The 21,337-nt window shown below is 59.5% G+C and carries 20 protein-coding genes; 12 read left to right on the forward strand and 8 right to left on the reverse strand.

Annotated features, from left to right (window positions below; translation table 11 throughout):
• Positions 1-196: 196 nt before the first annotated feature.
• Genes M0D69_RS33160 through M0D69_RS33165 form a run of 3 tightly spaced genes read right to left on the reverse strand, consistent with a single transcriptional unit; the run spans position 197 to position 1,326 of the window.
• Positions 197-571, reverse strand: a complete 375-nt coding sequence (locus tag M0D69_RS33160) for a glyoxalase/bleomycin resistance/extradiol dioxygenase family protein (protein WP_301786065.1) — start codon at positions 569-571, stop codon at positions 197-199.
• Between the two features lie 32 nt (positions 572-603).
• The gene (locus tag M0D69_RS43905; protein WP_367619791.1) at positions 604-783 is read right to left on the reverse strand and encodes a WYL domain-containing protein; all 180 of its coding nucleotides are present in this window, start codon (positions 781-783) and stop codon (positions 604-606) included.
• 12 nt (positions 784-795) lie between these two features.
• Positions 796-1,326: a helix-turn-helix transcriptional regulator gene (locus tag M0D69_RS33165; RefSeq protein WP_367619792.1), complete on the reverse strand. Its 531-nt coding sequence runs from the start codon at positions 1,324-1,326 to the stop codon at positions 796-798.
• Between the two features lie 344 nt (positions 1,327-1,670).
• Between M0D69_RS33165 and M0D69_RS33170 the strand changes: the two genes are divergently transcribed.
• Together M0D69_RS33170 and M0D69_RS33175 are read left to right on the forward strand one after the other, a co-directional pair.
• Entirely contained in the window at positions 1,671-2,294 is a 624-nt protein-coding gene (locus tag M0D69_RS33170; protein WP_301786066.1) for a serine hydrolase, read from the forward strand.
• Positions 2,246-2,656 (forward strand): hypothetical protein, encoded by a 411-nt coding sequence (locus M0D69_RS33175; RefSeq protein ID WP_301786067.1) that lies wholly within the window; start codon positions 2,246-2,248, stop codon positions 2,654-2,656. Before M0D69_RS33170 ends, M0D69_RS33175 begins: the two co-directional genes overlap by 49 nt.
• Positions 2,657-2,776: 120 nt before the next feature.
• Here M0D69_RS33175 and M0D69_RS33180 read toward each other — a convergent pair whose 3' ends face one another.
• Entirely contained in the window at positions 2,777-3,601 is an 825-nt protein-coding gene (locus tag M0D69_RS33180; protein WP_301786068.1) for an alpha/beta fold hydrolase, read from the reverse strand.
• A gap of 312 nt (positions 3,602-3,913) precedes the next feature.
• Positions 3,914-4,438, reverse strand: coding sequence for a DUF29 family protein (locus M0D69_RS33185; RefSeq protein ID WP_301786069.1), 525 nt, complete (start codon positions 4,436-4,438; stop codon positions 3,914-3,916).
• Between the two features lie 841 nt (positions 4,439-5,279).
• On the opposite strand from M0D69_RS33185, the gene M0D69_RS33190 reads away from it, so the two are divergent.
• Both M0D69_RS33190 and M0D69_RS33195 read left to right on the forward strand, forming a co-directional pair.
• Entirely contained in the window at positions 5,280-5,999 is a 720-nt protein-coding gene (locus M0D69_RS33190) for a phosphatase PAP2 family protein (RefSeq protein ID WP_301786070.1), read from the forward strand.
• A 558-nt stretch (positions 6,000-6,557) separates the two neighbouring features.
• On the forward strand, positions 6,558-8,525 hold the full coding sequence (locus M0D69_RS33195) for a phosphatase PAP2 family protein (protein WP_301786071.1): 1,968 nt from the start codon (positions 6,558-6,560) through the stop codon (positions 8,523-8,525).
• Between the two features lie 187 nt (positions 8,526-8,712).
• Here the strand turns inward: M0D69_RS33195 and M0D69_RS33200 are convergent, their stop codons facing one another.
• Together M0D69_RS33200 and M0D69_RS33205 are read right to left on the reverse strand one after the other, a co-directional pair.
• Complete coding sequence (locus M0D69_RS33200; protein WP_301786072.1) at positions 8,713-9,234, reverse strand: hypothetical protein; 522 nt, start codon at positions 9,232-9,234, stop codon at positions 8,713-8,715.
• Between the two features lie 70 nt (positions 9,235-9,304).
• On the reverse strand, positions 9,305-10,135 hold the full coding sequence (locus M0D69_RS33205) for an MFS transporter (protein ID WP_301786073.1): 831 nt from the start codon (positions 10,133-10,135) through the stop codon (positions 9,305-9,307).
• 130 nt (positions 10,136-10,265) lie between these two features.
• Between M0D69_RS33205 and M0D69_RS33210 the strand changes: the two genes are divergently transcribed.
• Positions 10,266-11,204, forward strand: coding sequence for a LysR family transcriptional regulator (locus M0D69_RS33210; RefSeq protein WP_301786074.1), 939 nt, complete (start codon positions 10,266-10,268; stop codon positions 11,202-11,204).
• Positions 11,205-11,212: 8 nt separating this feature from the next.
• On the opposite strand, the gene M0D69_RS33215 is transcribed toward M0D69_RS33210, so the two are convergent.
• Positions 11,213-12,190 (reverse strand): glycerophosphodiester phosphodiesterase family protein, encoded by a 978-nt coding sequence (locus M0D69_RS33215; protein WP_301786075.1) that lies wholly within the window; start codon positions 12,188-12,190, stop codon positions 11,213-11,215.
• A gap of 487 nt (positions 12,191-12,677) precedes the next feature.
• Here M0D69_RS33215 and M0D69_RS33220 point away from each other — a divergent pair, with 487 nt between their 5' ends.
• From M0D69_RS33220 to M0D69_RS33250, 7 genes are all read left to right on the forward strand, one after another.
• The gene (locus tag M0D69_RS33220; protein ID WP_301786076.1) at positions 12,678-13,493 is read left to right on the forward strand and encodes a TlpA disulfide reductase family protein; all 816 of its coding nucleotides are present in this window, start codon (positions 12,678-12,680) and stop codon (positions 13,491-13,493) included.
• A 103-nt stretch (positions 13,494-13,596) separates the two neighbouring features.
• Complete coding sequence (locus M0D69_RS33225) at positions 13,597-14,013, forward strand: DUF302 domain-containing protein (protein WP_301786077.1); 417 nt, start codon at positions 13,597-13,599, stop codon at positions 14,011-14,013.
• Positions 14,014-14,148: 135 nt separating this feature from the next.
• Positions 14,149-14,610 carry an MEKHLA domain-containing protein gene (locus M0D69_RS33230; RefSeq protein ID WP_301786078.1) on the forward strand — a complete coding sequence of 154 codons (462 nt, stop codon included), beginning with the start codon at positions 14,149-14,151 and terminating at the stop codon, positions 14,608-14,610.
• Between the two features lie 66 nt (positions 14,611-14,676).
• Positions 14,677-15,174 carry a cupin domain-containing protein gene (locus M0D69_RS33235; protein ID WP_301786079.1) on the forward strand — a complete coding sequence of 166 codons (498 nt, stop codon included), beginning with the start codon at positions 14,677-14,679 and terminating at the stop codon, positions 15,172-15,174.
• Between the two features lie 671 nt (positions 15,175-15,845).
• Positions 15,846-17,321, forward strand: a complete 1,476-nt coding sequence (locus M0D69_RS33240; protein WP_301786080.1) for a PLP-dependent aminotransferase family protein — start codon at positions 15,846-15,848, stop codon at positions 17,319-17,321.
• Positions 17,322-18,238: 917 nt separating this feature from the next.
• Positions 18,239-19,897, forward strand: coding sequence for an NRAMP family divalent metal transporter (locus M0D69_RS33245; RefSeq protein ID WP_301786081.1), 1,659 nt, complete (start codon positions 18,239-18,241; stop codon positions 19,895-19,897).
• A 237-nt stretch (positions 19,898-20,134) separates the two neighbouring features.
• On the forward strand, positions 20,135-20,842 hold the full coding sequence (locus M0D69_RS33250) for an MgtC/SapB family protein (protein WP_301786082.1): 708 nt from the start codon (positions 20,135-20,137) through the stop codon (positions 20,840-20,842).
• The last annotated feature ends 495 nt before the right edge of the window (positions 20,843-21,337 follow it).

Below are 21,337 nucleotides of genomic sequence, written 5' to 3' on the forward strand. Positions count from 1 at the left end.
AACCGCAAAGCAGACCGTGGCGAAAGACCGCAAATGGCTGGCTTGTGCCTGTTAGCCGTAGGCAGAACTCGACCCTGTCAAAGGGACGTTCGCGTCTCCCTAAAACGGCCGTTCGTAAATGAACGAACAGCGAAGCTGCGGGCGGCCGCGATGAGGAACTGAAGTCGGGGAAGTTACCGTGGTCCGGCGGGTTTCCTCAACGCTTTGGTCGAGAGAATATGTTAACGAGATTCCCATCCGGGTCACGCAGCAACAGCGAGCGATTGCCCCACGGCATCGACGTTGTCGGCATAACGATGTCTGTCCCCAACGCATTCATTCGTTGGAACACTGCGTCAACGTCCTCCACTTCAAACTCCAGGATCGCCGACTGATTCGCAGCCGCGATGGCGGCACCGACATTAAAAAGCTTAATCAGGTGCTCAGACGAAATCGCAAGCGTCGCTCCTTCGAATTGTATTTCAGCAAACCCATCAGCCGGCCGCGCAGCCCCGAGACCGGAAAGCCTTTGGTAAAACTCGACCAGACCTTCAATATCCTGGGTAACAACACGAACAGATGCGAACTTCATTTTGAGCTCCTGGCTAAGAAAGGAAACTCAGTTTAATGGTCGATGCTGTCAGATTCTGGCAGTATTGTGCGGCTCGCTACGTGATTGACCCTACGCCACTCTCGAAGCAGCGTTGACCGTCTTTTGGGGTAGCGCTCCTCCATCTGCTCGACGTTCAAGATTCGGTCCGATCGGAAATTCCGAAAACCTGCTCGAAGCTCGCACCAACACATTAGCACCCGGGCCTAGTCGAAATACACCAGAGCAAATGGCCAAACTACACGCTGTGAGTTGATACCGCTGCCGTCCGCGTAAGTAATATTAAGCTTTCGCTCGGCCCGCACTGCGGCACGTAGAAGGCCTTGCGAGACCTTGTGGGCAGGTCTCTTCAACGGCGCACCGACTAGCAGCGACGATTCCTCCAGTTCTCGACGCAGTTCAGTGGGTAGTACGGCGGCTACCTTCGCAAGCGTGCTCAGCGCGCCGTCCGATAGCGTCTTGTCGCAGCGATCAGCCACCCACCGCATGCCAAGAACCAAGGCGTCGAGTTCCTCTGAGCGGAACATCATTGGCGGCAGCATGAAACCCGGTTTCATAACGTAACCAACGCCCGGCTCCCCCTCGATCATTGCTCCTTGCGCTTGCAGACTGGCGATGTCCCGGTATAGCGTTCGGATGCTCACGCCAAGCTTCTCGGACAAAGCTTGACCACTTACGGGGCGTCGATAACCCCGTAACACTTGCAAGAGATTAAGGAGACGTTCGGAGCGTGGCATACGCTGATCCTGATCGACACTTCAGTAGGTCGGCGACACCATCGGTGGCTTCGAGCCGCATAACAATTGGTTGCTTCCAGATAGAGATTGCATTGTTGACGATCTATAAGGCTCTGTCGAACGTCTCCTGTTGGCCGCGTACTGCCCGACTCGTCGGGCGCATCTCGACCTGGCGCGGTGCGTCAGTGCAATCGCGACGCGCGGCTACTTCCGACCGCGAAGTGAACAATGGCAAATGGCACGCGGCACGGCGCGTGCAGGTGACGCGGGGCGCAGGACCGAGGTGCGTGCTCCCGGCCCAGTCTGTACAATTTCTTTCCCTGAAATTTCCGAAGCGCGAGCAAATGACCGATCTGGATAAATTCCTCGCGGAAACGACTGCCTGCGGCCCAATTCACGGCGTGTCGCTCGCAACGCTTCGTGCGGGCACGAGAGGCACCGAACACTACTTTGGCATCCGGGGCTCTCATGACCGCTCTGCTGTCGACGCTCAGACCGTTTTCGAGGCCACGTCCCTCACGAAACCGGTCGTCGCCTTCATCGCTCTTCAGCTAGCCGAAGAAGGGCTTCTGGACCTGTATCAACCTCTGTTCGACATCTGCGGCGATTATGTGCCGGGCGACTTGAGGTCGCGCAAGATAACTGCTTTTCATGTTCTGACGCACACGAGCGGCCTCCCAAATATCGTCCGCGACAAAGCACCGCTTCGCACGTACTTCAACCCCGGTGAGAGATTCAGCTACGGTAGCAGCGCATTCGCATGGCTTCAGCGGGCGATGGAGACCGTCAGTGGACGCTTGCTGGAAACGCTGGCTCGCGAGCGCGTGTTCGAGCCGTTGGGAATGCTTCATTCGAGCCTGGAATGGCAGGCCGCTTCTCAGAGAACCATGCACAGGGTCACGAATGGGAAGGAGAACCAGTGCCAAAGCGCCGCGTACAGACGGCGCAGGCCTCGTGCTCGCTTCTGACGACAGCTTCCGACTATATCGGATTCGTCCAGCATGTACTGGCCGGCCGCGACCTGACGAGCGCAAGCTACGATCAGTGGTTCCTGCCGCGCGTCAACACGCGGCAAGGCGATGACGCTGAAGACCTGCACGGCGAGGACCCACCGGATCACAACGTTGCCTGGGGACTAGGTTGGGGTCTCGAGCCTTCCGAAAGTTGTTTCTTCCATTGGGGAAATAATCCCGGATTCCGGGCGTTCATTCTCGCCAATCGACTGACGAAGGATGTAGTTGTATGGTTCGCGAACTCGGCGCGCGGTATGCGGCTGATACACACGGTCGTACCGGAAACCGTTACCGGCGAACACCCCTCCGTTCAATAGCTCCGCATCGGCCGGCTATGACGCATCGAGTAGCCGGCCAAGCGACAGCGTCAGTGGTCAAGCAAGCAAAAAGCAGTCTAGTGTACTGACTGTCTGTCCCACTGCTGGGTGCCGTGGTCATCAGCCCCGTCGGCAATCGTCGAGTAACACCAACAGCCGCTGGGTGACTCGTTCGGGCTGCTCAAGACTTGGCAGATGGGCCGCAGCGCTCAGCATCTCGAGCCGACCATTCGGGAGCCCTGCCGCGAGCTGTTCGCAGCGTGTCTGGAGGTGCGGTATATCGAGGTCGCCGCACAGGATCCGTACAGGAACGGCGATTTGATCGAGTCGGCCCCAAGCTGGCTTGGGTTCGACAACTCGACCAAGCGATGGCGCCGCCAAAGCGATCGCGTTCATTGCCAGGAACAGGGCGCGGGGCGATCCGCTTACGCGCCCCTCGTCTGCTAGTGGTCCATCGAGCCAGAGTGCGGCTTGCAGTCGATTCACCTCATCGAGATCGCCTGACTTCCTCGCCAACTCGGTGGCGTCGAGTAGTCGCTGCACAGCCGCGATAGGTGTTGCCGCAGGCGCGCCGCTCACACCCGGTGCGACCAGGACCAGTGCCGCAACCCGATCCGGAGCCGCGAGGGCAGCATCGATGGCGATGCCGCCGCCCCTCGAGCAGCCAACCAGAATCGCCGGCTTATCGCGGCCTGCCAGTCGGTCGAGTACGGCAAACAGATCATCTGTCTGGCTATAGGTCTCGTCGACCATGGCCGTTTCACCGAAGCCCCGGCGGTCGAACGCGATTACCTGATAGCTGGCGGCGAGCGCGTCAAATTGGTGACGCCACATCCGACGGTCCGCAACGTTGGCATGCAGGAAGACAATCGGCTGGCCGTCGCCGGCCCATTCAGCCGCGATCCGTGCGGTACCGACAGGCACGATTTCTGGTGTTGTCTGCATTTCAACCTTGCTCGCTCAGGTCCATTTTTGGTCATGATTGTCAACTACTCGCGCGTTGCTGTCGAGCGACGCAAAATGGTCGAGCGCGCTCCGACGTTGAACCGGCGGAGTGGGCCGCCTTTGATCGGACCGCGTCGGGCCAAAGTCGACCCCATTCGGCCCTGCAGCCGGATCTTTCGAATGTCACCACTGTCCCCCATAGCAGTCATTCTGGCATTGCCGCACGCTCGTACCTAACCAGTGGTCGTTAATTCGTTTCCGCCCCCGTCGCATTATGCAGCTCGGTCCTGCTGTGATTTCAGGTCACTACGCCTACCCGCTGCGTAGCTGAAACGCCATAAGCAAGAAAAGTCCAAGGGTAGCAACCGCGCACATCAAGCAAAAGATCTGGCATACGGACCGGAGAGGGTTCATGTTGAACTCCTGCACCCTAAGTTCCTTAGAGGCCTCGCCGTGGACCCTGGCTATACGTTTAGCCTCGGTGATGCTATAAAAGAAAAAAATCGTGAATCCGCCATTCACTACTGCGGGAAAAGCTAAGGCAATACTGATTATTGGGTTGCCATGGTTAGAAAGAACATAAGACGCGATGCCGCCGGTGACGGCCATCAAGAAAACGGAGGCCTTAACTGACACATCCAAATAAAACTTATACAGATCCACGTCCTTATCGATCTTCCAGCGCAATGTGTCGCGTTTTTCCCGCCGCTCGCCCTCTCCGACGCCGTCAATCTCTTTGGCAAGGTTTTCGAAATCCAGTTCGTTGGAGCGTCCGGCGCGCAGCGCCTGCGTCTGCTCGGTGAGCCATTGCTCAATATCCTTGTTGTAGTCTGCCATGTTGGCTCCATTCGTTTAGATGGCGCGCATGTCACGCGTTAGTCCGTGCAGACCCACGACACTCTGGCCAAGCGACTGTACGAGCGGATGACGCCAGCGGACCGTAATCTCAAAGTAAGTTTTGATTCTTGCAGTCGCGGGAGCATCTATCCCGCAGCGCACAGCGCTTCAAAAATGAAGCTGGCTTGCCGACGAATAGTCGGCTGCCGTCGCTTTGCGAAATGGCGACTCATCGCTCATCAGCAGACGTTCGCCAGCCGACCGCGAGGGACCAGCCGAGCCCGGTCCGACGTTGAACTGGCGGAGTGGACCGCCATTGATCGGTCCGCGTCGGGCAGAAGTCGGACCCGTTCGAGAGGCACAGACGCGATTGGCGACGGACTGCAATCGGGTCGATATGAGTCATCTATCCATATCGCTTAGCCTGCTGTTCGTCGACCATTGCGGCCAGCAACCGGTGCGCTGGCCGTCGGCGGACGATGGCTGCACCAATGGAAAACCCGGTATTTGAATGCCAATTAACGTTACCCCGGAGGCGGGAAACGACGGTGCTGGTCGCTGTGGCGGGGCCATAACAGCGGTTGTTGGCAACCGCGAACGGGCGATTTGCGTGAATGCTTCTGGAAGAGGCTTGAGCGAGGGATCCGACAATTAGCTGGGACACTACACGCGCCAGCGCACATACCACATGTTCATGACAATACGATGATGGTCGTTACCGGCCGTCGAGCGCTTCGCCGCGTAGCCGGGCACTAGCGATGCTTGCGATGCGGCGTCGTGACAACGGCTGCGGCCAACGATGAAGTTATGTCGATTGCCGCACATAACGGAGCAGAGACAAATGAACGTCATCGATACGTGGACCATCGCGTCCATAAATAAAGTGGCCATTCACTCTCAAGGCTTCACCCCTGTAGTCGAAGCGGTCGTGAACGCGTACTTGCCCAAGGGCGTGGTGTTGGTTGCACTGCTGTGGTGGGTCTGGTTCAGGCACCAACGCGCGGAGGGACCTGACGGCGAGGCCGTTCGGCGACACCAGCGCGAACTTGTCGTGATCGCCATCGTGAGCGGCCTCATCGCGCTGGCGGCCGGCCGCCTGCTTGCGCAGTACCTGCCGTTTCGCCTGCGGCCGATGTATGAACCGGCGTTGCGTGCGTTCTTTCCTGAGGCCGACGTGGACGAGCCGGTGCTGCGAACGTGGAGTTCGTTTCCGAGCGATCACGCCATGCTCTGGTGCGCGGTCGCTATGGGCATTTTCCTCGCCTCGCGGCCCGTGGGGATCTACGCGCTATTGCACGCCGTGGTGCTGATCGGCCTGCCGCGCATCTATCTCGGCGTGCACTACCCGACGGACGTGCTGGCCGGTGCGGCGCTCGGCATCGGCATCACGTACGTGATGAGCGCCAGGGCGATACGCACGCGCATCGCCGCACCGATGCTGGCGTTCGCACAGCGCTATCCCGGCGTGTTTTATGGCGGCGCGTTCGTGCTTAGTTTCGAGTTGGCGACACAGTTCCAGGAGCTGCGCGTGTTGGCGCACGCCCTGATACATGGGATCTAGTTGGTCGGGAAGGTATGGAGAGGAGGCGCTCATCGCCCCCTACTGGACACGCTCGCACGCATGGCTTGGCATCTGATCGGTGGAGGAAGGCGTTCAAAGCTGGATCGCCTGCTCGCGGCTTGTCGGGCCGCAACGGCCGACGAGCGGGTGTCCTTTTGCCGATGGCGATTGTCTGGCGGTCTCCATTGACTCAGGCCCACCAAGTTGCCGTCAAGGAGAAACTTGCGTGGCGAGCGTGCGAGTTGATAGTCACAACGGTGACAGTTTTGACGCGGCCAGCGGACACCCCATCGACGTTTACTCTTAGCGGCCCTGGCAATGTCGCAACTTCATGCCACGCTCTGGGAACGGCCGTAGCATCCAGTTTGGCGCTCGCTTGCCTGCACGACGTGCCCTAGCCGCCCGCCGCGCGGCTTCGCCTGACCTGCGCTGTCCGCCTTCCCGCATCAAGCAACACATTCCTCCCGAAGCAATGATTTGCCGTCAAGGTAATGAAAGCTTCATGCTGCCCCCATAAACTGCGCGCTTCCTTACCTACCCTTATCGGGAACGCTCGCCATGTCGTCATCGCAGATACGCACCGTCCGCCTCCTCTTTGCCGTTTCCAGCATCGCGCTTTTGCTGGGGGCGTGTGGTGGCAATTCCGACAATGGCAACAACGCACCCGCCACGGTCTCGGTTGTTCCCGCGCCGCCCGCCGACCCGGGTTTCGTCGATAGTGCGCCGGTCCAGGCCTCGGTCGCCGCCTTCGTCGATAACGCGGCGACCAACCAACGCGGCGACGCTCGGTACGCCACGTTGGCGACGAACGCCGGTGTGCGCGTGCTTAACGGCTTCCGCACGTTGTGGCAACCGCTCACCGATATCGTGGATGCCGGTGTCTCTGCGCCGGCTGTCGGGAGTTTCCCGGCGGTTGTGGCATCGACCTGGACGGGCATCCCGACCGACGGCACGCCCAACGGCACCGCGCTGAATCCGACTGTGCTTGATGCCAATATCCAGTACGTCGTCGCGGCGACCACGCAACGCACGGACGCACAGGGGCAAGCCGCTTACTACGACGACCGGCGCGGCAAGGGCTACAGTGTGTCGGACGGCATGGGACCACTCACCAATGCGTGGCGCAGCGCCGCGCAGCAAACTACGAGCATCACCAGCATTCCGGCGAACGCGGTCACCACCGCCTACAACGACACTGGCAATAACACGGGCGTGGGCGGCACGGCGAATGCGCAGTTCGGTTCGGTTGTCGACTTCATCAACGCGATGGGCAACAATGGTTCAACTGAACCGGCCAAGCGTTTCTACAAATATGCCCGGCCGTTTCGCTGGAGCAGCAGCGTAGTCGTCGTGCCGACACTCGTGCCGGCCGAAAGCACGACGCCGGCGACCGATGGCGGCTTTCCGAGCGGCCACTCGGCCGAAGCCATGCGCGATGCACTTGCGATGGCCTACGCGCTGCCCGAGCGCTATCAGGAGATGCTCAGTCGCGGTCTGGAGCTCGGCGAGAACCGCATCTTCGCTGGCATGCACTCTCCGCTCGATGTAATCGGCGGACGGATCCTGGCGGAAGCAGTGGTCGCCGCAAACCTCTCCGACAGCGCAAACGCGACGCTCAAACAGACAGCCGTCACGCAGGCGCACAGCGCGCTGTACACGCTGACCAACACAGATGCCACGACGTTTCGCGCGCTGGCCGAATCGGGGACCACGGCAACCGACCGCTTCGCCGACTACGCCACCAACAAGGCGAACTACACGCGGCGCCTGACCTTCGGGTTCGGCTCGATCGCAACGACCACCGGGGCCGCCGTAGTCCCGAAGAGCGCAGAGGTGCTGCTCGAGACGCGTTTTCCATACCTGAGCGCCGGTCAGCGGCGCGTAGTGCTCAAGACAACCGGGCTCGCATCGGGCTTCCCCGCTCTCGACGACGCGGAAGGCTGGGGTCGCCTCAACCTGTTTGCTGCAGCGGACGGTTACGGCTCGTTTTCCGGCAACGTCGTTGTATCGATGGACGCATCGCTTGGCGGCTTCAGCGCGATCGATACGTGGCGCAACGACATAGCAGGCGCCGGCAAGCTGACGTTTAACGGTACCGGCTTGCTCACGCTCGCTGGATCGAATGCGTACAGCGGCGGCACGCAGGTACAGGGCGGAACGCTCGTCGCCGGTGCAACGAACGCGTTTGGTGTGGGCGACGTGTACGTCAGCGGCGGCACGGTTGCGGTGAACGCTGCCTCTCGCGTGACGATCGGCGGCAAGTTCACGCAACTCGCCGCCGGCACGCTCGAAATCGATCGCGGCAACGGCGACCAGGGAAGGCTCGCGGTGAGCGGACAGACTTCAATTGTCGGCGGGACGCTGCATGTAAAGCTCGCCGCAGGCTTCACGCCGAAAGTGGGTGACACAATCGCGGTCGTGGATTGCAACGGCTTGCAGGGGCGCTTCACGACGGTTACGGTTGACGGCTTCAAGGCGACAGCACTTTATAGTGCCTCGGGTGTGCAACTTCACTTGGACTCGTAAGCGGTCGTAGCGGAATCAAGGTATCGAGTTAGGTCCACGCCCTACGTCTTCCGCTCGATATCGCGACGCCCGGCATTCCGCCCGGGCCGCACACCGATTGAACGCTGCCGCGCAACACGCTCAAGAGCGTGCAGAAACGTCCTTCGGTCATCGTGGCCTGCTGGCAGCAGGCTACGCTTTGGTCATGTCATGACTTACGGAAAGATAAATCGCTCCGAGCCGCCTTGGGCTGAGGGCGCAGCAGCAGATAGAAGGCAGCAACATGCGTGATCATCAGCAAAGGCACGTAGATGATCGGAATCGCGTACGTAGCGCCCAGCTCTCCCGCACGCGCAGGAAGATCGGACTGGATAGCGTGGTAGTAGTCGAGGATGAGGTCGGTCACTCCCACAAGATTGAAGGCTACGACGAACAACCAAAAGAGTGGGCGTATTCGTGCTGTGAGTAGCGCCAGCATCGCCAGAACTCCCGTTGCGAAGTCAGCGTATGCGGCGAACACGGCGAAGCTGGCAGGCAGATGGGGACTCACGATGCCCGGCAGGATGAAGACCAGCCCGAAGAACCGGAAGCTGTGCAAGGTGGCGATGGCGCGTTGCGCTTCGAATGGGTCCATCGACTTGAGCCTGGGCCAGACGTATACGCGCAAGCAAAGCAGCCAGGCGACGTACCCCAGAACGAGATGCAATTGGAAGACAAGTTCCGATGACATGTTGCCTCCGGTCCTATGCAAGATGGATTCTGCCAGGTGTTGTCTGGCGGATCGAAGGATAGGAAGGAGATCAGCCGGTGCGTCGTCGGATCAGCTGGCGCAGCGACAGCGCGTGCAGCAGGATCGAGCCTGGCACCACGAAAGCAGGGGTCAGCACATCCGGATAAAGGCCGGCGCCGATGCTCGGCACGCTCGGAACGATCAACTGGAACTGGCCCGGCGAAGTGATCATCCCCAAGGTAATCGCGACGGCGAAGTCGGTGAGGCCGAACATGTTCCAGGCGATCGTCGCCTTCCGCCCTTGATCTTTACCGCTCGCCACGGCGATTGCCGCCGGCACGGCGAACAGGCCGGTCAACACATCGCCAATTCCCGCCGGCAACGCGAACACGCCGGGCAGCGCCCCATGCAGCCAGGCTGCGAGAGCCCAACCGCCGAATACCCGGTAAAGCTGAAGAGTGACAAGCCACGTCGCCGGCATCGCATCGAGAACCTGACCCACCCGCTTCGACAACAGCAACAGCGGCGCGCCGATCATCACCGGCAGGAAGATCGCCAGCGGCAACAACGGCAAGGGTGAGACGCCCGTGCGGAAGACGCCATTGATCGCCGCGCTCCAGGCGACAGCGAACCAAAGCGTGTCCGGGATCATGACCGCCAACCAGATCGCGCGGCGTTGGCCCCGCGTCAGGTCCGTGCTTTCGAGGCCGAGCCACAAGCCGACCGCGATAAGCCCATGGGCTGTCAGTTGGTGGACCGTGGTCGGAACGCCGCTAGCCGGGATAATCGGTTGCCAGTAGATCAACACAATCCACAGGACCGTCAGCGGGACAATCCAAAGCAGGCTGCGCCAAGCGGGACGCGGCCAGACGATACCAGCAGGAATAGGGGTGGCGGTCATGAGCGGTTCCTCCGCGGTCTTAGCGGATTGTTCAGGGCTTGCGAGTCGACATCGGCGTGACTCCTCATCTGCAGGCGTAGGTGTACCATGGCCTCTCGCGAGCGACTATTCACCACAATGTTGACGGGCTATGAAGCAGAACTTCACAGTCAGGCAGGGCGCGCTCGATGGCGTGGAGGTGTTCCTGAGCGTTGCCCAGCATCGCAGTTTTCGCCGGGCAGCCGCGGAACTCGGAGTGACGCCGTCCGCCATCAGCCAGACGGTGCGTGTACTTGAAGCGCGCATTGGCGCTGCGCTCTTCATACGCACCACGCGTAGTGTCGGCCTAACCGAAGCTGGCGAACGGTTTCTTTCGCACGCAAAGCCTGCCTTCGAGGAGCTTGTCGCCGCTAGTGAGGTTGCGCGCGGACTCGGCCAGCGGCCCTCCGGATTGTTGCGTCTTTCAGTGCCGCGCGCGGTGGTGCCAATCCTGCTGGAACCACTGATTGCATCCTTCTGCCAGGCTTATCCCGAGGTCGAATTGGAGATCGCCACAAGCAAGGATCTGATCGATCTTGCAGCGGAAGGGTTCGACGCCGGTATCCGGCTGGGCCAGTTCGTCGACCCCGACATGGTCGCCGTACCGTTGACGCCACCGTTTCGTCTCATCGTTGTCGGCAGCCCAGCCTACTTCGCCGTGCGCGGCCGGCCCAAGCACACGGACGATCTGCGCCAACACGCGTGCTTGCGGTGGCGGCGATCCAGCGGCGCGCTCGCGCTATGGTCATTCAACGACGACGGCCGCGCGATCGAGATTGCCGTATCGGGCCCTCTCATCGCCCATGATTTTCCCACCATGCTGGGCGCGGCAGTCGAAGGTATGGGCCTTGCGCAGCTACCTGAGCCGATGGTCGCCGAAGGGTTGAGAACGGGAAGACTGGTGCACGTGCTGGAGCCGTTCGCGCCGGTGATACCGGGAGTATTTCTCTACTATCCAAGCCGCCGGCAGATCATGCCGAAGCTGCGCGCCTTCATCGATCATGTGAAGAGCCACCCGGCAGGCCGTGACAAAGTTCCGGGTACAAGGTGACTGATGTGCTACTGAGGTTTCTTCTCCGTGCGCATTGCACGCGGTGAGTCCGTCATCACCGCATCGATTCCAAGAGCGGCAGCGGTTGCGTACGCGTCGGCCGAGTCAACACCGAATGCAACGATCTTCACGTTCCCATTGGTCTTGAAACACTTAACCGCCGCGGGTGTCCACCACCGTGCGTCGACCTTCGACACCCCCGTCCCCAACGTGAAGTGCTCGACCACCTCGACCTGACGATGCAACTCGATTCCGACCCAGCTTCCCGCGGGAGGCGGGTTGTCACACGTGCCGCCAAGCGAGAGATCGACCAAACGATTCCGCGTCGCGTCACGCGTCTCGAACACCTGGGCCTCGGGGTGGGTTTTCATGAGCTCAATCGCATCGGCGTCCGTGGAATACAGGCGCACGCGCGACCATGCGTGCGCGCTGTCGAGAACCCGGGCGACCGCTTCGACCAGCGGCGCCGCGAGTGATTGTTTCATGTCGAGCATGATCGGCACGCTTGGCGGCACCGCATCCAGCGCTTCACGCAAGGTCGGGATGCGCAGAGGGTCAGCGCGATAAGGGTAGCTGACCCGTCCCGAAGCGTCCTTGCGGCTAAACGAATAACCCGCGTTGAGCTTGCGAAGATCGTTTAGCGTGATGTCGTCGAGACGACCTTGCCCGTCTGTGAGCGAGCCAAGGTCCGCGGGACGGTAGAGCACGGGAACACCGTCCTTTGTCACCTGAACAGTCATCCAGAGCGCATCCGCGCCGTTTTCCAGCGCCGTGCCGAACGCTTGCAACGTGTTCTCGGGTGTATCCCCGGTGCCACCACGATGCGCGACGATAAACGGCGCAGCGAGTGCAGGCGTGAGTGAGAGCGCGGTGATGATCACCAGCGCAGCCGCGGTAATGCGAGAGCGTGTGCTGCGCGCTAACCTGATCCGCTGAACCGGTGCTTTTCCAGGCTGCGTAAAACCAGTTGAGACAAATTTTTTCATTATTGTGTCATGCTTATTAAATAAAAGAAGATCTGTCTTCAGGTTTGATGACGGCATTGAGACGCCGCAAGAAGCGGCAACAACGAAAGCGTCATGCCGTGGCAGGGTACGGGAAGCGTCGGAACGTATCAGCAAGATCGCGAATACGCATGATCGTATCGCTTCAGTGAATAAATGTCATTGAATAACCTGACGAATCCATGACCGCTGTAACCGGACCTTCCAGCGCGAACCAGATTGCATTCTGATGCGTGGTTTCAGGCACGCTCGAGAATCACGCACAAACCGATGGCGTACGGTCATGCCAAAGAGACTGTCTCGCGCTTGGCCGTGCCACAATCCACTTTAGACGCGGGCCTTGGCCATCTCGCGTGGGTCAGGTCCAGGCGAGAACCTAAAAACCGCCGAGAGTAGGGGCACCGGATAATTGTCCGGCGCAGCCGCTTCCATCCACTCAATCCATTCTTCAAATACCGGGCAGCATCAGATGAACGTCGGTCCTCTTTCGCTACCCCTGCCTCCGTTGATCTTCTTCATCAGCGTGGTGGTTTCCTTGTTTGCCGGATGGCTCTTTCGCAAGAACCGCGCGAACGTGGATGGAGCGATCTTCAGCAGTGTGTTCACCGGGCTGGTGGTGGCTCGGCTGTCGTTCGTCCTGCGTTACCTGCCGGCCTATAAAGGTGGTCTCGTGAAGATGCTTGATTTCCGGGATCAGGGATTCGACTTGATCGCCGGTCTGATAGCCGGAGGATGTGTGGTCGGATGGTTTCTCCTACGCCGCCGTACCATGCGTGTGCCGTTGTTAGCTGCCGTCGTGGCCGGAGCGGTGGTCTGGACTTCGGTAACCTCGTTTGTCCATTTATCGAGGCAACCGGCGAACGTACCGGTTGTCTCTCTGATCAATATCGATGGCGCTCGCCAGTCCTTGACCAAAGGCGACGGCAGGCCAATCGTGCTGAACCTGTGGGCGACGTGGTGCCCTCCGTGTCAGGCGGAAATGCCCGTTCTCGCAGAGGCTCAGGCGCAGACTCCGGGTCTTCATATCGTGTTCGTGAACCAGGGCGAGACGCGCGATGTAGTAAGCAGCTATCTGAACTCACATGATCTTCACATCAAGAACGCTTTGCTTGACCCCGATCTTGCCGTCGCGAGAGCCGTTTCGGCTACCGCGTATCCCACGACGCTTTTCTATGACGCGCAAGGCCGCCTGCTATCGGCCCACTTGGGACAGTTTTCACGGGCCACGTTTGCACAGGCGATTGAACAGTTCTATCCGGAGATTGAATTGAAGGATTTTCAGTGATTGCCGTGGCGTCGTGCTTCCACCACCGGCCAAGCCTGGCGCACTATGATGCGATTTTCAGGCATTGAACGATGACCCCACTGTTTACCGGATGGCGCACACCATGACCGCACGCACCAACACCTCCGCAGAATTCCCTTCCACGGTCGTCACGTTGCAGAGCAACCATGACTTCGAGGCGACCGTTTCCCGGCTCAAATCGGCGTTGGCCACACACAGCGTGACGCTCTTCGCCGAGATCGACCAGAGCGCCGCCGCCGTGGACGCCGGCATGCCCTTGAGGCCCACCCGGCTCTTTCTGTTCGGAAACCCGAAGGCAGGCACGCCGGTGATGGAAGCCAACCCGCACGCGGCGCTTGAGCTGCCGCTAAGAGCCGTTGTCTGGGAAGACAGCGGGAAGACGGTATGGGTGGACTATCAGGATGTGACAACGACGCTTGAGCGCGACTATAAGGTCAACGAGAAGCTGATTGCACCCTTGAGGAAAATGCCGGCTTTGCTAAGAGCCGCTTTGGCTTAAAGGCATCAGTCGTGACACGAACGGCCATTCGAAAACTGATTCCGCCTTTTCCGCTGAAAGACGGGATTTTGTGTGGCACGGTAACATTCATCGCTTGAATCGGAACGTTACTCCCACCTTTCAAGACTCAACCCTATGACGATGTCGCTAGCCCTCGACCCTGACTTCTGCGATTTGCTGACGGACAGCCACCTTCGGGTGGTCGGAACGCCCCTGCTAGATAATGAGGCCTTGCAGGCCGACGCCGCGCGATGGTTATACGAAGATGCGCCATTTTGCGTGGTCGCGCACAACACCGACGCAGACCCGCGGTTTGTCTATGCAAACCGGGCCGCGCAGCAATGTTTTGAATATACGTGGGCCGAAATGACGGCGCTGCGTTCCCGGTTGTCGGCAGAACATCCTGACCGCGAGGAACGTGATGGCTTGCTTGAATCGGTACGAACCAAAGGTTACGCAAGCGGCTACCGCGGCCTTCGCATAGCGAAGTCGGGAAGACGCTTCTGGATCGAGAATGTAACGGTCTGGAACCTGATCAATCGCGAAGGCGTGTATTGCGGGCAGGCCGCGACCTATCGCCAATGGAAGGATGTTTGAGCGAGGTGTGCCCGGTCCAGATACCCGTAGTTGGATGGAAGTTTCCCAATCTCCCTAGAGGTCTGCATGCACCGTTGCGTCATCAATCTGGACGAAGTCGAATTGCATTCATTTCCGGCCGAGCACGCTCCGTCCGGCGCCGCGGCGGAACGCTTCGCGCCGCGCATCGGTATGCTTGGGCGACAACTCGGTGCGTCGAAGCTCGGCTATAGCCTGATCGCGCTGGCACCGGGCAAGCGTGCTTTTCCTTTTCATAGTCATCGCGTCAATGAAGAGATGTTTTTCGTGGTGGCCGGGCAAGGGGAGATTCGCCTTGGCGATGATCGTCACGCACTCCGCGCCGGCGACGTGGTCGCGTGTCCCGCGGGCGGCCCGGAAACGGCGCATCAGATCATCAATACCGGCGACGTGGAATTGCGATATCTCGCGGTTAGCACGCAGGAGTCGCCGGAGGTTTGCATGTATCCCGATTCCGGCAAGTACGCGGTGATGGTGGCCGGCGAGGGCGGTTTCAGAACGGTGGGGCGGCTTGAGGAATCGTTGAGCTATTGGGAAGACGAGTGAAGTGTTCGAGGTGCCGTGCGTGAGGGCGTCCGGTATAGCGGCACTTTTTTAAGCGGAATCCTTGGCCCATCGCTTGCTCGCTAGTCTCTCGTCACGCCCTGCGTTCTTCGCTTGTCTGGTCCTTGGGCGTTGGCGCGTACGTGACATCCAATCCACCTGGCACATCTGCCGATAGCCGCAACGAGGGAGTACTCCGGGCGGGGCACGCTCACAAGACCGTACACCGCAGAAGTTCCAAGCGCTTCTATTTCGACAAACGTATCGTAGGGAAGCACATGGCATCCGCCTTCCTCGATGGCGACCGAAACAGGACCGGTCACATTTAAAAGCCAGTCCAGAGAAGGGTCACGATAGGTCAACCGAAGCACGCCGTCGATCGCGACGACTTGCGTTCCGGCTCGCTGACGTCGGGCATTGAGTTGCCCGGGATAGAAACATTGCCTGATCGCTTTCATAAGACGCGCCTTTGCTGTTTGTTTGAATTCGCTCTACGCACCTTCGCGAAAAAGGGCTTAAGCACGACTCAAGCTTATTGAGGCGGCTCCCTTTGCGACAGATTCAGCGCTGTACAATCTGTTCCGAAACAGATTGATCATTCAACATCTGTTTCCGTCCAATTTCCTCGCTTCTGTATCTGGCGCGAGCGATGGGTTACCAGCAGCATCTGCACAATGACACTCTCCTTCGAAACGCCGCCTCGAGATCTGCCCATGACGGGCGAGCCGCTTTATGAGCGCCTGGCCGAGCACTATCGCCGTGTGATTGCCTCGGGGACGCTTGTGCCGGGCGATCGCATGCCTTCTGTCCGGGCGTTGATGCATAGGCACCAGGTCAGCCTCTCGACGGCGCTGCAGGTCTTCCGGCGTCTGGAAGATGCCGGTTGGCTGCAGGCAAAACCACGTTCCGGATATTTCGTTCGTCGACGGACGACGCCGGTTTTACCCGGCGTAGATGAACCGGCAAACGTAACTGCGCCCGCGGAGGCGCAGTTTGTAGGTCTGCACGAATCCATATCGAAGGTAATCGCCCAAGCCCAGCAGTTTCCCGATGCGCTGAACCTGGGTGGGGCAACGGCCGCGGCATCACTTTATCCAACCGCACGGCTGCAATCCTTGACGATGAAAATCCTTCGGCACAGGCCGACGCTTCTTACGGAAGCGGGAGGGGATTCAGGAGGCGCCGTGTTCCGGCAAGCCGTTGCGAAACGTGCTCTTTCCGCGGGCCTGACGCTCTCGCCTGACGAAGTGGTCGCAACAACCGGTGGTGTGGAAGCGGTGAACCTGGCGCTGCGGGCGGTTACTCAGGCCGGCGATACAGTGGCGATCGAATCCCCGGCGTTCTTTGGGTTGTTGCAGATTATCGAGAGCCTGGGCCTGCGCGCGCTCGAGATTTCCACTAGCCCCACAACGGGGCTGTCGCTCGAAGCGCTGGAGATGGCGCTGCTTGCATACGGAAACATCAAGGCTCTGGTTGTTGTGCCGCATCTGCAGAATCCGCTTGGCAGCGTCATGCCCAACGAGCGAAAGGCCGAGCTCGTCCGGCTTTGCGCGCGGCACCGGGTTGCGGTGATCGAGGATGAACCCTATCGGGAGTTGCTTGACGACGCCGACCAGAACAAGCCTTTGAAGGCATGGGACCGCGAGGGTGGGGTCATTCATTGCGCGTCGCTGAATAAAGTCCTGGCGCCTGGATTGCGGCTAGGGTGGATGTCGCCCGGCCGATGGCATGCACGCGTCAAGATGCTTAAATTCGCGCAGAGCCGGAATAACGACAGCTTGCCTCAACTCGTTGCCGCGGAATTCATTGGCTCCGGTGCCTATGATCGACATCTATTCCAGCTACGCGAACGACTAAGGACACAACGGGAAGCTACCGCCGACGCTATCGCGCGTTATTTCCCGTCCGGTACGAGGCTTAGCATGCCCGTTGGCGGCGTAGTGCTCTGGGTCGAGTTGCCGGCAGGGTCGGATTCCGGGCGGCTGTTCGAAGTGGCGCTGACGCAGGGAATTCGCATAGCGCCCGGAACCATATTCTCGAATTCGCTGCGCTTTGCTTCGTTCATTCGTTTAAGTTGTCCGCAGCCGTTTGATCAAGCATTAGACGATGCATTGCAGCGTCTTGGAAGGCTCGCTCGGGACATTGCCTGACGGCAACAGCGCTTCATAGGGATATTGACCATTTCTCTACACGGGGCATGGTAATAATCTTTCTTTAAGCTTTCATGTTTCTAGCCGTCAGGCGCATGGGCCGGACTTGAGGCGCCTTACTAACGAGCCATACAACAACTACCCGCTTATTTCTGCTTCGCTTAACGAATACTGTTGACTTGTTATTTCGCGGTTGCATAAAATTCAATCATCGTCACAAAAGGGCCAATGCCTTGGACACTTGTAGTCGTCGACCTCTGGATTGTTTAGCTGCCTGACCGGCAGGACTCCGCGCTCGAATTCTCTAGCCGCCGTCTTGCCACCAGGCAGACGGTGCGCGTCGTAGTACTTTCGCAGTACTTTTCTCGTGCACCCCCTATTGCGCCAATCGGTCGCAGCGTTTGTTTGCGTCTGAACGGCGCCTCGCCGTGAGCCAACACTCGCGGCCGCTTTTGCACGCGCTGTGTTCCGCATTCAGGAACCAGCGCGGCGTGGATCAACACGTGCATATCAAGCGCGTACGAAGCATGAAAAGGAGCCGTTATGACGGACAGTGACAGTTACCCCTTAAGCCCCATGACCATCACCAAGCTTTAAGGACAGCAAGTAGACCTGCTTCGACGCGCGCAAGGCACGATCGGACTCCGTGCTGCTGGCTTTCCGAGAAGCGAATAAGCCAATCGCCTGGAGAAATACCATGTACTTCGGTCTGCTCGTCTCGTCACCTCCGCATGCTCAGGAAGCGCGCCACTACGTCGCCGCACTCCCGTGCGGCTCTGCCCGCCCGCGTCGGCTAGCGGTGCTCTGGCGTGCTATTGCAAATCTAATTGCTTAGCAGCGTTTTCCGCTGCATGCGTTTGCGTTCGCAGCCGAGGCGCCTTTAACACTCAAATATTCCATCGCTTCCGGGGAGCATCATGTCCACTCCAACAAACGTTCTACCGCCGCGCAGCGCAGTCCTGGATGACGCGCATCTTGGCGACATCAAAGGCGCGCTCGGCACCATCGCGCATCACGACACGGCGCCCCGTACCAACTGGTGGGCACGCCTGCGCACGCTGCTGGCGATTCTCGGTCCCGGCTTGATCGTGATGGTCGGCGACAACGACGCGGGCGCCTTCGGGACCTACACGCAGGCAGGGCAGAACTACGGCACGACGTTGTTATGGACTCTGCTGTTGCTGGTCCCCGTGCTCTTCGTGAATCAGGAGATGGTGCTGCGCCTGGGCGCGGTGACCGGAGTGGGTCATGCCCGTCTGATCTTCGAGCGCTTCGGCAAGTTTTGGGGTGCGTTCAGTGTCATTGATTTATTCATTCTCAATTCGCTGACCATTGTTACGGAGTTCATCGGGATCACGTTTGTCCTCGACTTCTTCGGCATTTCGAAGCTTGTCGGGGTCGGCATTGCGGCCGCGTTGACCATGGCCGCGGTCAGTACCGGCAGCTTCCGGCGCTTTGAGCGTTTTGCGGTCGTGCTGTGTTTGCTGAGTCTCTTGCTGGTGCCGGTGCTGGTGTCGATTCATCCGCCGGTCGCACAAATATCGCGCGATTTCCTGATCCCGAACTGGCCAGCGCATTCGAAGCTTAGCGACGTGATGCTACTGGTTATCGGTATTGTCGGCACAACGGTGGCGCCATGGCAATTGTTCTTCCAGCAAAGCTACATTATCGACAAGCGCATCACACCTCGTTTCATGAAGTACGAAAAAGCGGACCTGTGGATCGGGATTGTCTTCGTGATGATCGGCGGCGTGGCGATGATGTCATTCTGTGCAGCGCTTTACGCGGGCAAGCCCGAGTTCGGCAACTTCACTGATGCAGGTGGTGTGATCAACGGATTGAGCAAATACGCCGGACATACCGCTGCCACGCTGTTCGCCATTGCACTGCTTGACGCTTGCATCATCGGCGCTGCTGCGGTGTCGCTGTCGACTGCGTATGCGATTGGCGACGTCTTCAAGATTCGTCACTCGCTGCATAGGGGCGTGTCCGATGCAAAGGGTTTTTATCTCGTCTACTTTGGCATCGTGGTGGCTGCTGCTGCGCTGGTGTTGATTCCGGGAAGCCCGCTGGGGTTGCTGACCGAAGCAGTGCAGACGCTTGCGGGTGTCCTGCTGCCGAGTGCGACCGTGTTCCTTCTGCTGCTCTGCAACGACAAAGCGGTGCTGGGCCCTTGGGTCAACTCGAAGCGCCTGAACGTTTTTACAGGCGCTGTTGTCTGGGTGCTGGTAATGCTTTCGATCATCCTGACAGCCTCGGTGATGTACCCGGACATAAGCGGTGCAGCGATCCTCGAAACGCTCGGCGGCGGAACCGTGCTGGCGGTGGTCGGCTACGCAATCACGTTGATGCTCCGCGAGCGCCGGCGCGACGGGGCGGGCGCCGAGTCCGGCCTTGCGGCTTCGGCTCACTCAAAGCACGGCCGGGAGTCATGGCGCATGCCACCGCTCGATACCTTGCCTCCGCCGAACCTCAGCTTGACCAAGCGAATCTGGATGGGCGTGCTTCGAGGTTATCTTGTCGTGGCCGTCGGTCTGGTCGTGGTCAAGGTTGTTCAGATGGTCTTCTTTGTCTGAACCGCGCCTGGGGCTTCCAAGCGTGCGGTTTCTTCGGCATGGCTCACGCTTGAGCCATGCTGCCAGCACCTGCCTGACAGAGTAGTTTGCCTGCTGTCATTTGACTGTCACGCGCAAACAATACGGTGACGCGCACTGGCAGTGCGCGCCGGTGCAGTCGTTAAGCGCGCGTCGAGCGTGCTTGAGCGGTCTTCGTCAGACAATGCATGCGAACAATACAATTCAAAGAATCGCTTTATGGTGTTCGACTATATTCTTCCTCTGTTAGCCGCATTGTCGTGCGGAGTCGCCATCGGTCTTGAGAGGCAGATGCGGCAGCGAACGGCTGGCCTGCGCACCATCACACTGGTGACCAGCGGCGCTTGCTTGTTTGTGATCCTCGGCGCCTTGACGGGAAACGGAACGACGACGGTAACGCAGATCGCGGCGTACGTGGTGTCTGGCGTGGGCTTCCTGGGCGGCGGCGTCATCATGCGTGAGCAAGGCGCAATCCAGGGTATCAATACGGCGGCCACCTTGTGGTGCTCCGCTGCCGTCGGCGTGCTTTGCGGATCATCCCACTATGGGCCTGCCATTGCGGGAACCGCGGTGATCCTGTTCACCAATACCGTGTTGCGTGAAATAGGCCGTGCGATCAATACGGCGCCGGTGGCTTCCGCGGATCTCGTGCGCAGTTATGTGCTGAAGGTCGTCTGCCGCGCGGAAGACGAAGTGGATATCCGCGCTGTCATCACCAACTCGATGGTGTCGGCGCCGCTGTCGTTTCAAGGACTTAGCAGCAAGGACCTGGACGACGATTCGCATCGGGTTGAAGTGATTGCAACGCTCGAAACGCATCCGAAATATCAATCGAAGGTCGAGGCTGTCGCGAGCCGGCTAAGCATGGACAAGGGTGTGTCGAGCGTTAGCTGGGCCGCGCTCGACACGGTGCCCGTGCCTGATTGACACTGCATCACGATTCGTCGTGGCGCGTGACGAGGGGCATGGGTTTTGAAAGAATGCATGGGTCGTATCCGGGGCGGCGACGTCTTGCGCACCCATGAGCCTCGCGGGGGGGAAGGGCGGCACGCAACATCGGGCGCCGCTCCATTCCATTCAAAGGTTGCAGATGAGTACATATGTGTTGTTGGCTTGCGGATTTGGAACTGGACTAGCGATTGCCATCTGGGGGATATTCGACGCGCTAAAGCATTCCCGGCGCGAATCGGAAGAGCAGGATGCGGACACCCGGTCAGCAAGCGATAAATCTAGACGCTGACGCTGACGCTGACGCTGACGCTGACGCAGGCGTAAAGTCGTTTTTCGTTCGCGCCGGTGGACGGGTTTTGGGTGCAGGCGGTTTTAGGCTTAGCGGTGGGGGTTGATGCCGGGTTGCTGCTTTCGGTCTTAGTGGTCTGCGTGAGTTAGCTGTATTTTTTATCACTATTAGCCACTGTGCGT

It is taken from the genome of Caballeronia sp. SEWSISQ10-4 2 (assembly GCF_030464885.1).
GTDB lineage: Bacteria > Pseudomonadota > Gammaproteobacteria > Burkholderiales > Burkholderiaceae > Caballeronia.

What these genes read in the sequence shown, in the direction of transcription:
- M0D69_RS33185 (WP_301786069.1), bottom strand. Translation starts at nt 4,438, where the DNA reads ATGGCAGACTACAACAAGGATATTGAGCAATGGCTCACCGAGCAGACG.
- M0D69_RS33210 (WP_301786074.1), top strand. Translation starts at nt 10,266, where the DNA reads ATGAAGCAGAACTTCACAGTCAGGCAGGGCGCGCTCGATGGCGTGGAG.
- M0D69_RS33240 (WP_301786080.1), top strand. Translation starts at nt 15,846, where the DNA reads ATGACACTCTCCTTCGAAACGCCGCCTCGAGATCTGCCCATGACGGGC.
- M0D69_RS43905 (WP_367619791.1), bottom strand. Translation starts at nt 783, where the DNA reads ATGTGTTGGTGCGAGCTTCGAGCAGGTTTTCGGAATTTCCGATCGGAC.
- M0D69_RS33225 (WP_301786077.1), top strand. Translation starts at nt 13,597, where the DNA reads ATGACCGCACGCACCAACACCTCCGCAGAATTCCCTTCCACGGTCGTC.
- M0D69_RS33200 (WP_301786072.1), bottom strand. Translation starts at nt 9,234, where the DNA reads ATGTCATCGGAACTTGTCTTCCAATTGCATCTCGTTCTGGGGTACGTC.
- M0D69_RS33245 (WP_301786081.1), top strand. Translation starts at nt 18,239, where the DNA reads ATGTCCACTCCAACAAACGTTCTACCGCCGCGCAGCGCAGTCCTGGAT.
- M0D69_RS33250 (WP_301786082.1), top strand. Translation starts at nt 20,135, where the DNA reads ATGGTGTTCGACTATATTCTTCCTCTGTTAGCCGCATTGTCGTGCGGA.
- M0D69_RS33160 (WP_301786065.1), bottom strand. Translation starts at nt 571, where the DNA reads ATGAAGTTCGCATCTGTTCGTGTTGTTACCCAGGATATTGAAGGTCTG.
- M0D69_RS33190 (WP_301786070.1), top strand. Translation starts at nt 5,280, where the DNA reads ATGAACGTCATCGATACGTGGACCATCGCGTCCATAAATAAAGTGGCC.
- M0D69_RS33180 (WP_301786068.1), bottom strand. Translation starts at nt 3,601, where the DNA reads ATGCAGACAACACCAGAAATCGTGCCTGTCGGTACCGCACGGATCGCG.
- M0D69_RS33230 (WP_301786078.1), top strand. Translation starts at nt 14,149, where the DNA reads ATGACGATGTCGCTAGCCCTCGACCCTGACTTCTGCGATTTGCTGACG.
- M0D69_RS33220 (WP_301786076.1), top strand. Translation starts at nt 12,678, where the DNA reads ATGAACGTCGGTCCTCTTTCGCTACCCCTGCCTCCGTTGATCTTCTTC.
- M0D69_RS33235 (WP_301786079.1), top strand. Translation starts at nt 14,677, where the DNA reads ATGCACCGTTGCGTCATCAATCTGGACGAAGTCGAATTGCATTCATTT.
- M0D69_RS33195 (WP_301786071.1), top strand. Translation starts at nt 6,558, where the DNA reads ATGTCGTCATCGCAGATACGCACCGTCCGCCTCCTCTTTGCCGTTTCC.
- M0D69_RS33170 (WP_301786066.1), top strand. Translation starts at nt 1,671, where the DNA reads ATGACCGATCTGGATAAATTCCTCGCGGAAACGACTGCCTGCGGCCCA.
- M0D69_RS33205 (WP_301786073.1), bottom strand. Translation starts at nt 10,135, where the DNA reads ATGACCGCCACCCCTATTCCTGCTGGTATCGTCTGGCCGCGTCCCGCT.
- M0D69_RS33165 (WP_367619792.1), bottom strand. Translation starts at nt 1,326, where the DNA reads ATGCCACGCTCCGAACGTCTCCTTAATCTCTTGCAAGTGTTACGGGGT.
- M0D69_RS33215 (WP_301786075.1), bottom strand. Translation starts at nt 12,190, where the DNA reads ATGAAAAAATTTGTCTCAACTGGTTTTACGCAGCCTGGAAAAGCACCG.